13 protein-coding genes and 1 pseudogene are annotated in these 14,990 nt (G+C 43.2%); 11 read left to right on the top strand and 3 right to left on the bottom strand.

The features are described 5' to 3' along the window. Window positions 1-3: 3 nt before the first annotated feature. Window positions 4-231 (top strand): annotated as a pseudogene (locus OCV65_RS06520) (transcriptional repressor); the annotation flags it as partial. 133 nt (window positions 232-364) lie between these two features. On the opposite strand, the gene OCV65_RS06515 reads toward OCV65_RS06520, so the two are convergent. Genes OCV65_RS06515 through OCV65_RS06505 form a run of 3 tightly spaced genes read right to left on the bottom strand, consistent with a single transcriptional unit; the run spans window position 365 to window position 2,979 of the window. Further along, entirely contained in the window at window positions 365-880 is a 516-nt protein-coding gene (locus OCV65_RS06515; protein ID WP_118382689.1) for a DUF4364 family protein, read from the bottom strand. Continuing rightward, entirely contained in the window at window positions 855-1,829 is a 975-nt protein-coding gene (gene mnmL / locus OCV65_RS06510; protein ID WP_262581386.1) for a tRNA modification radical SAM protein MnmL/YtqA, read from the bottom strand. Before mnmL ends, OCV65_RS06515 begins: the two co-directional genes overlap by 26 nt. A 1-nt stretch (window position 1,830) precedes the next feature. Then, window positions 1,831-2,979: an NAD(P)-dependent malic enzyme gene (locus tag OCV65_RS06505; RefSeq protein ID WP_262581385.1), complete on the bottom strand. Its 1,149-nt coding sequence runs from the start codon at window positions 2,977-2,979 to the stop codon at window positions 1,831-1,833. 305 nt (window positions 2,980-3,284) lie between these two features. On the opposite strand from OCV65_RS06505, the gene rho reads away from it, so the two are divergent. The 10 genes from rho to OCV65_RS06455 all read left to right on the top strand — a co-directional run bounded on the left by rho (window position 3,285) and on the right by OCV65_RS06455 (window position 14,989). Further along, on the top strand, window positions 3,285-4,610 hold the full coding sequence (rho, locus tag OCV65_RS06500) for a transcription termination factor Rho (RefSeq protein WP_118382686.1): 1,326 nt from the start codon (window positions 3,285-3,287) through the stop codon (window positions 4,608-4,610). A gap of 95 nt (window positions 4,611-4,705) precedes the next feature. Then, a complete protein-coding gene (rpmE, locus tag OCV65_RS06495) occupies window positions 4,706-4,906 on the top strand; it encodes a 50S ribosomal protein L31 (protein ID WP_118382685.1) in 201 nt (66 codons plus the stop codon). Window positions 4,907-4,972: 66 nt separating this feature from the next. Further along, complete coding sequence (locus tag OCV65_RS06490; protein ID WP_262581384.1) at window positions 4,973-5,911, top strand: DUF1385 domain-containing protein; 939 nt, start codon at window positions 4,973-4,975, stop codon at window positions 5,909-5,911. Next, window positions 5,874-6,743 (top strand): peptide chain release factor N(5)-glutamine methyltransferase, encoded by an 870-nt coding sequence (gene prmC / locus OCV65_RS06485; RefSeq protein ID WP_118382683.1) that lies wholly within the window; start codon window positions 5,874-5,876, stop codon window positions 6,741-6,743. The genes OCV65_RS06490 and prmC overlap by 38 nt, the downstream gene beginning before the upstream one ends. Window positions 6,744-6,786: 43 nt before the next feature. Next, a complete protein-coding gene (gene prfA, locus OCV65_RS06480; protein ID WP_118382682.1) occupies window positions 6,787-7,860 on the top strand; it encodes a peptide chain release factor 1 in 1,074 nt (357 codons plus the stop codon). 165 nt (window positions 7,861-8,025) lie between these two features. Next, on the top strand, window positions 8,026-9,459 hold the full coding sequence (locus OCV65_RS06475; RefSeq protein ID WP_262581383.1) for an MBOAT family O-acyltransferase: 1,434 nt from the start codon (window positions 8,026-8,028) through the stop codon (window positions 9,457-9,459). A gap of 15 nt (window positions 9,460-9,474) precedes the next feature. Then, window positions 9,475-10,812: a DHHW family protein gene (locus tag OCV65_RS06470; protein ID WP_262581382.1), complete on the top strand. Its 1,338-nt coding sequence runs from the start codon at window positions 9,475-9,477 to the stop codon at window positions 10,810-10,812. A gap of 40 nt (window positions 10,813-10,852) precedes the next feature. After that, window positions 10,853-12,844, top strand: coding sequence for a bifunctional metallophosphatase/5'-nucleotidase (locus tag OCV65_RS06465; RefSeq protein ID WP_262581381.1), 1,992 nt, complete (start codon window positions 10,853-10,855; stop codon window positions 12,842-12,844). Window positions 12,845-12,869: 25 nt separating this feature from the next. Beyond that, window positions 12,870-13,805, top strand: coding sequence for a DUF2156 domain-containing protein (locus tag OCV65_RS06460; RefSeq protein WP_262581380.1), 936 nt, complete (start codon window positions 12,870-12,872; stop codon window positions 13,803-13,805). Beyond that, a complete protein-coding gene (locus OCV65_RS06455) occupies window positions 13,802-14,989 on the top strand; it encodes a pyridoxal phosphate-dependent aminotransferase (protein WP_262581379.1) in 1,188 nt (395 codons plus the stop codon). The genes OCV65_RS06460 and OCV65_RS06455 overlap by 4 nt, the downstream gene beginning before the upstream one ends. Window position 14,990 lies beyond the last annotated feature (1 nt).

The raw sequence follows: 14,990 nt of genomic DNA, 5'->3' as shown, positions 1-14,990 counted from the left end.
AATATGAATGAACAGAAAGAACTGATCATTGCAAGGCTCAGGGAAAAAGGATGCCGTATCACAAAGCAGCGACTGGAACTTCTGGATGTTATACTTAATAATCAGTGTTCCAGCTGCAAGGAGATCCACTATCTTGCCTCTAAGGTAGACAGTGGGATTGGAATTGCAACCGTATATCGGATGGTCAATGAACTGGAAGATATCGGCGTGATCAGTCGTAAGATTGTGTATGACCGGGCAATGGCAGTATAACAGTAAGACAAACATATAAGAACATACAAAGGGGCTGTCGGGAAATAGATAGTTCCAAAGCAGGGAGGGTATGACTCGTTATGAGTCATACCCTCCCTTGTAAAATGAATGACTATCCAAGAAGCTTTGCCATAATAGTGGCGTAGAGCTCCTGGTTCTTTTTCTGCCAGTTGTCGGTTACAGCCTGTGCTTCGGCTTCGGAAGGCACTGTAATCGTAAGATCGATCAACGGCAGTGCGTTCTCGGTTACCTGACAGTGTACCGAATATTCCTGATTGGTATTGCGGTAGTAATCTGCTTTGACAGAACTTTCATTCTTTAAATCATATTTCTTTTCTTTCAGATATTCATTAACATCTTTTTGAATATCCTGTGAAATGTTGTTTTTAAAATAATCAATCGTAGAGGAACCGTCTTCTGTCAGATGATACAGGGTACGGTTATGTGTGGACTCGTCCCGGATCAGTCCGGCATCCATCAGTTCCGACAGAGCCTGCTGCAGCTTAAAGTAAGTAGTATAGCCTTTGTCCAGCACGAATTCTGATATCTGCGATGTGGACAGTGGAAAATCTACACGATCCAGCATATATAATACGATTAGCTTATACAGTGTAAGTGGTTGTGCCATTGGTATAACTCCTTCCCTGCCAGATGTTCTGGGTTTTTAGATAGGCATTTAGCCGATTTAGCGTGTCGCGCTTACGCGTGGTCCATTGCGGCTCGATCAAGAGCTTAGATGGACCGTCGCCGGTTAACCGGTGGATCACAATGTCTGGTTTCAGATGGCTGATACAGTCACCTAAGAGTGCCAGATATTCATCCATAGTCATAACCGGAAATGGATGCTCGCGGTAATAATCTGCAAGATCCGTGCCCTCCAGTATGTGGAGAAGCTGTAATTTGATGCCCTGGATATCCAGTGTATTTAGATATTGAACGGTCTCAAGCATCTGGTCGAAAGTCTCACCCGGAAGTCCGAGGATTACATGGACGATAACAGAGATTCCAATCCTGCGCAGATTCTCTACGGCTTCCAGAAACACCGAAAGCTCGTATCCCCGCCTGATGAATGCAGCAGAATCCGGATGGATGGTCTGCAATCCAAGTTCGACCCAGACTGGTTTGATCTGAGACAGTTCCTGCAAAAGTTCTAATACTTCCGGTCCGAGGCAGTCCGGTCTGGTAGCGATGGATAAGATTTCTACATCCGGCGCATTGATTGCTTCGGTAAAAACCTGGCGCAGTCGTTCGACAGGCGCGTAGGTGTTCGTAAATGCCTGAAAATAAGCAATGTATCCATCTGCGTGGAATTTGTTCCGGATGATCTCTTTACCCTGACTAAGCTGCTCGGTGACAGACAGCGACCGGTCGGCTGCAAAGTCACCGGAACCTTTGGCGCTGCAGAAGATGCAGCCGCGTGTCCCCAGCGTACCGTCTCTGGTAGGACAGGTCATGCCGGCATCCAGTGCGATCTTGTAGAGCTTGTGCCCGTAAGTCTGTTTCAGGTAGTAATCCAGAGAATAAAAGCGTTTTTCGCCCCAGCGGACTGGCTGGGGCGTTCTGTTTTCTTTCTGCATATTATATCAGCTCTTTGACAGCTTTGCTCACGACATCGGCAATGATCGGATCCAGTGCATCCGGTACGATGTGTGTCTCTGTCAGTTCGTCGTCCGGTACCAGACTTGCAATTGCTTCTGCGCAGGCAAGCTTCATTTCTTCTGTGATCTTAGTAGCATGTCCTTCCAGTGCACCACGGAAAATGCCAGGAAATGCCATAACGTTGTTAATCTGGTTCGGGAAATCGCTGCGTCCCGTACCAACAACTTTGGCTCCGGCTTCTTTTGCAAGATCAGGCATGATCTCCGGAACAGGATTCGCCATGGCAAAGAGGATAGCGTCGTGGTTCATAGAAGCTACCATTTTTTTGGTGACAATATTTGGAGCAGATACACCGACAAAAATGTCAGCACCTTTTAATGCATCGGCAAGAGTTCCCTGTCTGCCTTCCAGATTGGTTACTTTCACCATTTCATTCTGCATCCAGTTCAGATTCGGTGAGGATTCATTTAACATACCATTGATGTCACACATGGTGACATGCTTGAAACCATAACGGAGCAGAAGCTTAGTAATGGCAACTCCGGCAGAACCGGCACCATTTACAACGACCTGTGCAGTCTCTTTGTCTTTGCCTGCAACTTTCATAGCGTTAATAATGCCTGCGAGGACGATGATGGCAGTACCGTGCTGATCATCGTGGAATACCGGAATATCCAGGAGTTCCTTCAGTCGTTCCTCAATTTCAAAACAGCGTGGAGCACTGATATCTTCCAGGTTGATGCCACCAAATGCAGGTGCGATATTTACTACAGTACGGATGATTTCTTCTGTATCCTGTGTGTCCAGACAGATTGGTACAGCATTAATACCACCAAGTTCTTTGAAGAGGACAGCCTTACCTTCCATAACAGGCATACCTGCCAGAGCACCGATGTTACCGAGTCCCAGTACGGCACTTCCGTCAGAGACAACGGCAATTGTATTTGCTTTCATTGTATAGGTGTAGGCTGCCGTTGGATCCTTGGCAATAACCTTACAAGGTTCTGCTACACCTGGAGTATATGCGATAGCCAGATCTTCTCTTGTTCTGACGTGAGATTTGGCAGTGGTTTCAATCTTACCATTCCATTTCTTGTGCATCTGTAATGCAAGTTCATTTGCTGTCATATTGATTCACCTTTTCTTTATCTTCGTTAATGTTAGAATACAATGTCTTCGGAGTGTTCCGACGACATTAAATATCATAACATTCTTAACAGTTCAAGTCAAATTGGAAGAGCTATCAGAATGGACAAAAAAGGTTTGCAAAAATATCAGAATCGTGTATAATAAGATACATAAATTCAACAGCCAGTTCGGCTGCATTCCCTATGCTAATGAGTGTGAATTAAAATTGAAGATTAATGAAGATTAATAACGGTGGTTAATAAGTTAATAATCAGAAAAGAACTCAGAAAGGAAACGAAGATTATATGATGAGAGAAAAGTATGAATCGCTTCCTCTGGCTACATTAAAAGAGCTTGCTAAAGCACGTGATATATCCGGTATATCAGGCATGAAGAAGGCACAGCTTATAGAACGTATGCTGGAAGAAGATATTCGCGATAAAGAGCGTTCTGCTAATACCGGAGACCGGGACAAGCAGGAGATTCACGATATAGATAAGTTGGACAGCGGTGAGACGGCCAGCGGTATTCTGGAAGTAATGACGGAAGGCTTTGGATTCATCCGTTGTGAAAATTATCTGCCGGGAGAGAACGATGTATATGTATCGCCTTCACAGATCCGCAGATTTAACCTGAAGACGGGAGATATCCTGGAAGGTAATACGAGAATTAAGACACAGCAGGAGAAATTCAGCGCATTGTTGTATTTATCTAAAGTTAACGGTATTCATCCTGCAATTGCTGCCAAGAGACCAAATTTTGAAGATCTTACACCAATTTTTCCGAATAAGAGATTATCCCTTGAGACGGGAAAGACCAGCACTGCCATGCGTATCATGGATCTTATGTCTCCAATTGGTAAGGGGCAGCGAGGCATGATCGTATCACCACCGAAAGCCGGTAAGACAACGCTTTTAAAACAGGTGGCATTGTCTGTGCGAAAGAATAATCCAGAAGTGCATATGCTGATTCTTCTGATTGATGAACGCCCGGAGGAAGTAACCGATATTAAGGAGGCAATTGAAGGAGCAAATGTGGAAGTAATCTATTCCACATTTGATGAATTGCCGGAGCATCACAAGCGGGTATCCGAGATGGTGATTGAGCGTGCTAAGAGACTGGTAGAGCATGGTAAAGATGTTATGATTCTTCTGGATAGTATCACCAGACTTGCAAGAGCTTATAACCTGACGGTAGCACCGTCTGGAAGAACTCTGTCCGGCGGTCTTGATCCGGCAGCACTTCATATGCCGAAGCGATTCTTCGGCGCAGCAAGAAATATGCGCGAAGGAGGAAGCCTGACCATTCTTGCTACAGCACTGGTAGATACGGGAAGCCGTATGGATGATGTGGTATATGAGGAATTTAAGGGAACAGGTAATATGGAGCTGGTGCTTGACAGAAAGCTTTCTGAGAAGCGTATGTTCCCGGCAATCGATATTCCGAAGTCCGGAACCAGAAGAGAAGATCTGCTGTTGTCTCCGGAAGAACTGGAAGCGGTGGATCATATGCGCAAGGCACTCAATGGAATGCGCTCTGACGAGGCAGTAGAGAATATCTTAAATATGTTCTCGAGAACCAGAAGTAATAAAGAATTAATTCAAATGGTAAAAAAGACAAAATTAATCTAGACAATGTAAAAGTTTTATGATACAATAAACAAGCTGTTTATGAAACGAAATAAAGTGCATTAAGCACGACGATAATAAAGAAGAGGTGAAACGAAATGAAAGAAGGAATACATCCAGCATATCATCAGGCAACTGTAACTTGTAACTGCGGTAACACTTTTGTAACAGGATCTACAAGCGAAGATATCCACGTAGAAATCTGCTCTAAGTGCCACCCATTCTACACAGGACAGCAGAAAGCAACACAGGCTCGTGGTCGTGTAGACAAGTTCAACAAGAAATACGGATTAAAATAATCCAAGAAGGTAACGGGTTGAGATTTTACGGAATCTCAACCTTTTCTATTATCAGGAGGACAATATATGAAATCTTCAGGTATCGGCGGACAGGCTGTGATGGAAGGCATCATGATGAAGAATAAGGATGACTATGCAGTGGCAGTGCGGAAGCCGGATGGAGAGATTGTAGTGGATAAGCAGACATACCGCAGCATTGTTGGAAATCATAAGGCTCTGACCAGAATCCCATTTGTCAGAGGTGTGTTTAATTTTATCGACTCGATGATCATCGGTATGAAGACCTTGATGTTTTCAGCCTCCTTTTTTGAGGATGAGGAAGAAAAGAAGCCGATGACAGAGGCAGAACAGAAAAAGAAAGAAAAACAGGAAAGTGCGTTGATGACCGGGACAGTGATCGTGTCAATTGTATTTGCGGTTGCAATTTTTATGGTGTTACCGTACTTGTTGTCCGGCCTTTTGAAACGATGGATTCCCTCTTATGGAGTTTGTACTGTAATCGAGGGTCTGGTGCGAATCGGCATTTTTATTTTGTATATACTGCTAATTTCCCGCATGGAAGATATTCAGCGTACTTTTATGTACCATGGTGCAGAACACAAGTGTATTAACTGTATTGAACACGGATTGCCATTGACAGTGGAAAATGTCAGAATCAGTTCCAGACAGCATAAGCGCTGTGGAACCAGTTTTCTGTTCTTTGTATTGATTATCAGTATCTGTCTTCTTTGTATTGTGAGGGTAGAAACGGTACTGATGCGTGTGGTGGTTCGTATCGCATTACTTCCGGTTATCGCAGGTATTTCCTATGAGATTCTGCGACTTGCAGGTAACAGTGACAATCCACTGGTCAATCTGCTTAGTAAGCCGGGACTTGCAATCCAGAAGCTTACGACAAAAGAACCGGATGACAGTATGATCGAGGTGGCTATTCAGGCAGTGGAAGCGGTATTTGACTGGAGAACTTATGAAGCAGAAAACTTTAACACTGAAACAATTATATAAGGTAGGAACAGTAAAACTGGCTGAGGAAGGGATTGAAGAATTCTCATTGGATGCATGGTATCTGTTGGAGTATGTCACAGGTGTCAGTAAGGCAATGTATTTTGCAGAGCCAGAGCGTGCTGTGTCTGAAGAAAATGCGGACAGGTATATAGATTGTATCAGACGGCGCGCAGCGCATATTCCATTGCAGCATATTACGGGTGAACAGGAATTCATGGGGTATCCGTTCTGTGTGAATGAACATGTGCTGATTCCGAGACAGGATACGGAGATTCTGGTAGAAGAAGCAATCCAGGTTATGCGTCCGAAGATGAAGGTCCTTGATATGTGTACCGGATCCGGATGTATTGTTCTCAGCATTCTGAAAATGTGCAGAGAGAAATACTATATGACGGATCTTCAGGGGATCGGCGCAGATGTGTCAGAAGAAGCCTTGAAAGTGGCCAGAGAGAACGGCAGGCGGTTGGGAGTCCCGGTGACATGGATACAGAGTGATCTTTTTGCGAAGATACCGGAAGAGGAGAAGTATGACGTGATCGTGTCTAATCCACCGTATATTGAGACAGCTGTGATCGACACACTGCAGGAGGAAGTACGGCTTCATGATCCGTACATTGCACTGGATGGGAAAGAAGACGGTCTGTATTTCTATCGCAGGATCATTTCCGAAGCAGGTAAATATTTAAAAACGCAGGGGAAACTTATGTTTGAGATTGGCTGTGATCAGGCAGAGGCAGTTGAAGAACTTATGAAAAATGCCGGTTATGAACAGATAACCGTAAAAAAAGACCTGGCAGGACTTGACCGGGTAGTGTATGGAACGTTACAATAAAATAATGTCAGGTGAGTAAGATCACCGATCAGGAGGTAAAAAGATGTTTGATAAATTAGAAGATATCGTGCTTCGTCTGGAGGAAGTTTTGAATCAGCTTCAGGAGCCGGATGTAGCGAATGACCAGAACCGTTTCCGCAAGCTTATGAAAGAGCAGGCAGAACTGACTCCGATCGTTGAAGCATATAAGGAATATAAAGCGTGCAAGCAGAATATTGAAGACAGTCTGGAGCTTTTGAATGAAGAGTCCGATGAAGAGATGCGTGAGCTTGCAAAAGAAGAATTAAATGAATCGAAAGCGAGAGTAGAGGAACTTGAGAATGAACTGAAGATTCTGCTTCTTCCTAAGGATCCTAATGATGATAAGAACGTTATCGTGGAGATCCGTGCAGGTGCAGGTGGAGATGAGGCGGCATTGTTTGCGGCAGAGATCTACCGTATGTATGTACACTATGCAGAGAGCCGCAGATGGAAGGTAGAACTGGTTGAGTGCGAAGAGATCGGTATCGGTGGTATGAAGAATGTGACCTTTATGATTGACGGTCAGGGTGCATATTCCGTTATGAAATATGAATCCGGTGTACACCGTGTACAGCGTGTGCCTGAGACAGAGTCCGGCGGACGTATTCATACATCTACAATCACAGTAGCAGTAATGCCTGAGGCAGAGGATGTAGATGTACAGATTGATGAGAAGGATATTCGTATTGATGTCATGCGTGCATCCGGTAATGGTGGACAGTGTGTCAATACCACAGACTCAGCAGTACGACTGACTCATTATCCTACGGGAATTGTAATCTATAGCCAGACAGAGAAGTCACAGCTGCAGAATAAAGAAAAGGCATTTGCATTACTGCGTGCCAAGTTATACGATCTGGAATGTCAGAAGCAGCACGATGCAGAGGCTGAGGCAAGAAAGAGCCAGATCGGTACCGGAGACCGTTCTGAGAAGATTCGTACTTATAACTTCCCGCAGGGAAGAGTGACAGATCATCGTATTGGTCTGACCTTATATAAGCTTGATAAGATCATGAATGGAGATATCCAGGAGATTCTGGACGCATGTATCGCGGCAGATCAGGCAGCTAAGATTGCTTCTATGAATGAAGATTAATAAAAGGAAGAATAAGAAACAGGATGAATCGGAGTTAAACCGTGGTTCATCCTGTTCTTTTTACGTTCGATTTGATTGACAGTGCAGAGAGAGTTCTATATAATTTATAAATGGCATAGTGTCAAAAAAAGAAAAGTTATTAGTTATTATGGAGTGAAAGTTTAAATGGTTTTTTCGAGTCTGTTTTTTGTGTTTTTCTTTTTGACCCTGAATCTGCTGCTATATAATCTGGTAGACGGGATTGAAAAGAAGAACATGGTCATGCTGGTGTTTTCCCTGATTTTTTATTCATGGGCAGGACCGAAATATTTAATCCTTCTTCTGGGAATGGTATTTATATCCTGGTTTACAGCGATTATGATTGAGGAGAGCCGGAAGAAGAGTGTGAAAAAGAAGTATCTGACTCTCGCCTGTGTGCTGTTGATCGGATTTCTTGGCATATTTAAATATCTGAATTTCTTCACCGGAATTACAAGTTCGCTGATCGGACTTCCATCGGAAGCAACAAAGATTGTATTGCCGGTAGGTATTTCTTTCTATACATTCCAGCTTTTATCTTATGTGGTGGATGTATATAGAGGAGAAGTGGCTGCTCAGCGTAAATACTGGCATTTACTGTTATATGCAGCATTGTTCCATCAGTGCATTGCGGGACCGATTGTAAGATATCAGCTGGTGGCAGATGAAATCGATCACCGTAAGGTTCGGGTAGATGAGTTTAGCAAAGGTATCATGCGATTTATGGTCGGACTTGCCAAAAAAGCAATCCTGGCGAATAGTTGTGCATCTGTAGCAGATGCGCTGTTTCCATCAGGACATAAGGCGATTGTTGCCATTCCGGCAGGCGGGCTTTGGATTGGATTGCTGTTCTATATGCTTCAGATTTATCTGGATTTCTCGGCATATTCTGATATGGCGATTGGTATGGGCTGGATGATAGGTTTCCATTATAATGAAAACTTTAATTATCCATATATAGCTACATCAATTAAGGATTTCTGGAATCGCTGGCATATTTCTCTGAGTACATTTTTCAGAGATTATGTGTATATTCCACTGGGAGGTAATCGTAAAGGAGCCAGAAGAAGAACAATCAACTTATTGGTAGTGTGGGCGCTTACCGGATTCTGGCATGGAGCAAGCTGGAATTATATCTTATGGGGATTGTACTTCTTTGTATTTATCTGTATTGAGAATAAAGGATGGCTTGATAAGCTAAAAAAGCTACCGGGTGGAGTAAGACATTTATATGCAATGCTTGTAGTGTACTTTGGATGGGCACTGTTCCGTCAGGAGTCAATTGCTGATCTTGGGACTTCTCTAAAAGGCATGTTTGGACTGAATGGAAATGGCTGGATGGATATGTCGACATCACTCGTGATCAAGAATCATATATTCCTGTTGATTTTTTGTGTGATAGCATCCACACCATTGATTAAATATATTGGAAGATTTTTCAGGGGGCTGGCGAATAAGTTGTGCAGGATTCCGTATCTGGTGTATATATATGATATGCTTGCGCCAATAGGTCTTATGATTTTGTCATTCATGGCATTGATCGGAAATAGTTACAATCCATTCTTATACTTCCAGTTTTAGAGGAGCAGAATAAAGATGAGTGAATCAATATACAAATTGAAAAGAAAGAAGATACGTTACAGGTTTCAAAAGTATACGATACGCGTGTTCTTGATTGCATTAACAGCAGTTGGGATCCTTGGATTGATTTTGCCTCTGCGACCGAAAGAGTCAGATATTGAGAAAAGAACACTTACAGAATTTCCGAAGCCGACGGTGAAGACGGTATTGAATGGTGAATTTACAGATCAGATCAGTACCTGGTATGCAGACAGCTTTCCGTTTCGAGAGAATTTCGTGTCAATGAATTCCCAGTTTCAGCGACTGTATGGATTGAATACAGAAGAAATTCACGGAGGTACGGTTGTGGCTGACGATATTCCGGTAGATGGAGAGATGAAGTCTACGTTGAAGAAGGATAAAAAGAAAGAGTCAGATTCTTCTGATGAAGATGACGGAAGAGATGATAAGGCAGAGATTACTACTCAGCCGGAGCAGGTAGGCACGGTATATATCGCAGAAGACAGGGCATTCGGGTTATATGGATTCGATGCACAGGGAGCGACGAATTACAGTGCAATGGTCAGTGAACTGGCTGATCAGTTGAAAGGGACATCTACGGTGTATGATATCCTAGCACCAACCAGTGTTGCAATTGATCTGGATGAAGAGATGCAGGCCAAGATTGGATCCAGCAGTCAGAAAGATGCGTTTGAATATATTGAGAAGAATCTGGATAAGAATGTAAAGTTTGTTCCAGTGTTGGACGTATTGAAGAAGCATAACAGTGAGTATCTCTATTACAGAACCGATCATCACTGGACTGCAGATGGCGCGTATTATGCATATAAGCAGTTTATGAAGATAAAGGGCGAGAAGGCTTCGCCGTTGAAAGATTATACTAAGAAAGAATTTGACGGATTCTTAGGATCATTTTATTCGTTCAGTAACCAGTCAGAAGTGCTTTATAATAATCAGGATACGGTGAATGCATATATTCCGGAGGTGAATGAACTTACATATATTGACCATAACGGAGTTGAGCAGAAAGGAAAAGTAGTAGAAGATGCGGATTCATATTCCAAGGAGAATAAGTATCTCTGTTTCATAGAAGGTGATGAGCCGTATGAGAAAATCGAGAATCCCAATGTTGACGATGATTCATCCTGCGTGGTGATAAAGGAATCTTACGGTAATGCGTTTGTGCCGTTTCTGGTTAATAATTACCATGATGTATATGTAATTGATTACCGGTATTACAGCGGTGGATTGGTCAATCTGATTAAAGAGAATGATATTAAAGATGTGATCTTTTTGAATACAACGATTGCGATCACAACCAGCAGTGTAAATACGATGTATAGTATATTTTGATAAGAATTAGAGGGAGTATAATATAAAAAGGAGAATAATGATGAGAAGACGAATTAAATCAGCTATGCTGATGATTATAATGGTATGTACTCTGTGTGTGAATTCTGTCGTGGCGGAGGCGGAGTCTGCGACAAATTCAGGCGACAGGGTGACTATATTATTTACACATGATATTCATTCCAGACTGGATGAATATAAGGCAAGCCAGGCAGACGGGGAGACTGAGATGATAGGCGGGCTTGCCAGAATTAAAACAGAGATTGACAGAGTAAAAGAGGAAGATCCGGCAGCATTTGTATTTGATGCCGGAGATTTTTCTATGGGTACGCTCTATCAGACGATATATGAGACAGATGCGGCAGAGCTTACCATGCTTGGCAAGATTGGTGTGGAAGCAACTACTTTTGGCAATCATGAATTTGACTACCGTGCAGTGGGACTTTCCAATATGTTCCACAGTGCGTTACGTAATGCAGAAGAAGATGCCGAGCTTACATTGCCACAGTTCCTGATTGCGAATATCGATTGGAAAAAGAATAAATCCGATGATAATAAACTGATTCAGACAGCACTGGAAGATTATGGTAGTAAAGAATATACGGTGATTGAGCATGATGGTGTGCAGATTGGCGTGTTTGGTGTACTGGGAGAAGATGCAGCAGCCTGTGCGCCAGAGAGCGGTCTGGAATTTGACGATATTGTAGAGACTTCTAAACGTGTAGTAAAAGAACTGCAGAAGAAAGATGTAGATATGATTGTCTGTCTGTCTCACAGTGGAACCAATGAAGATGAAGATAAGTCTGAGGACGAGATTCTTGCGGAGAAAGTACCAGAGATTGATGTGATCATCAGCGGACATACACATACTACATTGGAACAGCCGATCATTCATGGCAATACGGTGATCGCATCAGCAGGATGCTATGGAGCAAATCTTGGTGAGATGAGCCTTGTACCGGATGGTGATGGCAGATGGACATTGGAAGAATATAAGTTAAAAGCAATGGATGGCACGGTAGAGAAGGATGCGGATATTGAAGCAGAACTTGCACAGTACCGCAGTGTGATTGATGAAGAATATCTGTCCAGATTTGGATATACAATGAATCAGGTATTGGCAGAAAATGACGTGGCATTTGATTCAGTAGATGATATGTATGCAGAACACAGAGAGGCGGGACTTGGTAATCTGATATCTGACTCTTATATCTATGCAGTGAAGCAGGCAGAAGGTGAAGATTACGAGCCGGTGGATCTGGCAGTTGTAGCGACAGGTGTAATTCGTGATTCCTTCCCAAAGGGAGAAATTACGGTATCGGACGCATTTAATGTAAGCGCTCTTGGTATCGGAGCAGACCGTATTACAGGATATCCGCTGGTCAGTGTATATTTGACCGGAGCAGAACTTAAGACGGTAGCAGAGGTGGATGCTTCGGTGTCTTCGCTGATGAGTGCCGCACAGCTTTATCCAAGCGGTATGGCGTGGACATTTAACCCGCACCGCATGATTCTGAATAAAGTGACGGATGTGTATATGACGACTGATCAGGTGGGGGAGGAAGAGCCTTTAACACAGGAGAAGCTTGAGAATATTCAGGATGATAAGCTGTACCGTGTGGTATCGGGACTTTATTCTGCGCAGATGCTTGGCGCAGTAGAAGGACAGTCTAAGGGCATCCTTAAGATTACACCGAAGAATGCAGATGGAGAGCCTATTACAGATTTTGAAAAGTATATTATCCACGATCAGAATGGCGCGGAAGTAAAAGAATGGTACGCACTGGCAAGCTATCTTGAATCCTTCTCTGAAAACGCTAAGGGTGTGTCTGTAGTACCTGAACGCTATGAGAAGGCAGAGAACCGCAAGGTTATCAATGACAGCCGGAATCCGATCGAGTTATTGAAACACCCGAATAAGATCGCATTGGTGATCTATGCTGTTATTCTGGTACTGATCCTGTTGATTGTATTGGTTGTTCGGATATGCTATACTAAAATCCGTGCAAGAAAAAATAAGAAAGAGAATAAGTAAGAAAAGTAATATAAGAAGGTAAGTTATGATAGAGATAGGCTTTAAGAAGATAGAACTGGAAGATAAAGATCTCATCACACATTATTTCAAGCATCATACCAGCAGAAGCTGCGAGCGTACATTTGTGAATGTATATTTATGGGCGCGATTTTATCATGTGAAGTTTGCTGAGGTAGAACATACATTGGTATTCCGTACGGAGGATGAGGATGGATTCTCTTTTGCATACCCGGCGGGAGAACCGGAGAATGTTAAGAAAGCGCTGGATGTGCTGATGGTATATAGCAAGGAGCGGGGAGTTCCGTTCCTCATGTATACTGTGACACCGGATAATTTTGAATATCTGGAGAAATGGTATCCGGGAAGGTTTGAGATTGAATATGTGGAAAGTGATGCAGATTATGTATATGAATCTGAGAAACTGGCCACACTTTCCGGCAAGAAGCTTCACAGCAAACGTAACCATATTAATAAGTTTAAAATCGTATATGCAGACCGCTGGTCTTATGAACCGATTAGTGAGGATAATCTGGAAGAATGTGTACAGACAGGTTTGAAATGGCGTAATGAAAATGGCTGTGAAGAGGATGAAGAGAAGAATGCAGAACTTTGTGTGACGCTGAATTCCCTGCGACTCTTTAAAGAATTAGATCTGGTAGGCGGCGCATTAAGAGTGGATGGCAAGATCATAGCATTTACCATCGGAGAGCCGCTTTCTGAAGATACATTTGTTGTGCACATTGAGAAGGCGCTGGGAGAGATCGAAGGCGCTTACACGATGATCAATCAGCAGTTTGTACAGCATGCCTGTATGGATTATAAATACGTGAACCGCGAAGAAGATACAGGTTCCGAAGGACTCAGAAAAGCGAAACGATCTTACCGTCCGGTATTCATGGTAGAAAAGGGATGGGTAAGAGAAAAGACACAAGATGATCAGACACGGGAGGTAGAAGAATGATAGCAGAGAAAATGAAAGGCCTGGTAGCGAACAGTTCCGCTATTCGTGCCATGTTTGAAGAAGGTAACCGTCTGGCAGGTATTTACGGTGCTGAGAATGTATTTGATTTCAGCCTGGGTAATCCAAATGTACCGGCTCCGGAGGCTGTAAAGAAGGCAATCGAAGATCTGGTTGAGAATGAGGATCCGCTGGTACTTCATGGATACACCAACAGCAACAGTGGTTACGCAGATGTCCGCGAAGCGGTAGCAAAGTCTCTGAATGAACGTTTTGGTACAGCATTTGAGGGCAAGAATATTATCATGACCGTAGGTGCAGCAGGAGGCCTGAATGTTATCCTGAAGACGATCATCAATGCAGGAGATGAGGTGTTGACATTTGCCCCATATTTCGGTGAATACAGAGCCTATGTCAATAACTTTGACGGTGTACTGGTAGAGGTATCTCCGAATACCGTAGATTTTCAGCCGAAGTTGGATGAATTCGAGAAGAAGATCACACCAAAGACCAAGGCAGTTATCGTGAATACACCGAACAATCCGACCGGTGTGGTATATTCCGAAGAGACCATTAAAAAGATGGCAGCTATTATGGAAGCAAAGCAGAAAGAGTATGGAACAGAGATTTTCCTTATTTCTGATGAGCCTTACCGTGAACTGGTATACGATGGAGCAGAGGTACCATATCTGACCAAGTATTATGATAATACGATCGTAGGGTATTCTTACAGCAAATCCCTGTCATTGCCGGGTGAACGTATCGGATATCTGGTAATTCCGGATGAAGTGGCAGACAGCGAAGATATGCTTTCAGCAGCGAACGTAGCAAACCGGATCCTTGGATTCGTAAATGCACCGACCTTACAGCAGAAGATCGTAAAGGCGTGCCTGAATGAAAAGACGGATATTTCCTACTATGACAGAAACAGAGAAGCACTGTACAATGGCTTGAAAGAGTGTGGATTCGACTGCATTAAGCCAGAGGGAGCATTCTATCTATTTGTGAAGTCGCCGGTTGAAAATGAAAAGGAATTCTGCGAAGCAGGTAAGAAATACAACATTCTGATGGTTCCGGGAAGTTCTTTTGCATGCCCAGGTTATGTGAGACTGGCATATTGTGTATCTTATGAGACGATTGTAAATTCACTTCCGAAATTTGCTGAACTTGCGAAGGAGTACTTTTAGA

This window comes from Dorea ammoniilytica (assembly GCF_025567415.1).
GTDB classification, from domain to species: domain Bacteria; phylum Bacillota; class Clostridia; order Lachnospirales; family Lachnospiraceae; genus Claveliimonas; species Claveliimonas ammoniilytica.
The sequence above is the reverse complement of the archived record's forward strand: the minus strand, read 5'-3'. Positions and strand labels throughout refer to the sequence as shown.

Bases quoted from the DNA above. Each gene is read 5' to 3' on its own strand.
- OCV65_RS06515 (WP_118382689.1), bottom strand. From the start codon at position 880: ATGGCACAACCACTTACACTGTATAAGCTAATCGTATTATATATGCTG.
- mnmL (WP_262581386.1), bottom strand. From the start codon at position 1,829: ATGCAGAAAGAAAACAGAACGCCCCAGCCAGTCCGCTGGGGCGAAAAA.
- OCV65_RS06505 (WP_262581385.1), bottom strand. From the start codon at position 2,979: ATGACAGCAAATGAACTTGCATTACAGATGCACAAGAAATGGAATGGT.
- rho (WP_118382686.1), top strand. From the start codon at position 3,285: ATGATGAGAGAAAAGTATGAATCGCTTCCTCTGGCTACATTAAAAGAG.
- rpmE (WP_118382685.1), top strand. From the start codon at position 4,706: ATGAAAGAAGGAATACATCCAGCATATCATCAGGCAACTGTAACTTGT.
- OCV65_RS06490 (WP_262581384.1), top strand. From the start codon at position 4,973: ATGAAATCTTCAGGTATCGGCGGACAGGCTGTGATGGAAGGCATCATG.
- prmC (WP_118382683.1), top strand. From the start codon at position 5,874: ATGAAGCAGAAAACTTTAACACTGAAACAATTATATAAGGTAGGAACA.
- prfA (WP_118382682.1), top strand. From the start codon at position 6,787: ATGTTTGATAAATTAGAAGATATCGTGCTTCGTCTGGAGGAAGTTTTG.
- OCV65_RS06475 (WP_262581383.1), top strand. From the start codon at position 8,026: ATGGTTTTTTCGAGTCTGTTTTTTGTGTTTTTCTTTTTGACCCTGAAT.
- OCV65_RS06470 (WP_262581382.1), top strand. From the start codon at position 9,475: ATGAGTGAATCAATATACAAATTGAAAAGAAAGAAGATACGTTACAGG.
- OCV65_RS06465 (WP_262581381.1), top strand. From the start codon at position 10,853: ATGAGAAGACGAATTAAATCAGCTATGCTGATGATTATAATGGTATGT.
- OCV65_RS06460 (WP_262581380.1), top strand. From the start codon at position 12,870: ATGATAGAGATAGGCTTTAAGAAGATAGAACTGGAAGATAAAGATCTC.
- OCV65_RS06455 (WP_262581379.1), top strand. From the start codon at position 13,802: ATGATAGCAGAGAAAATGAAAGGCCTGGTAGCGAACAGTTCCGCTATT.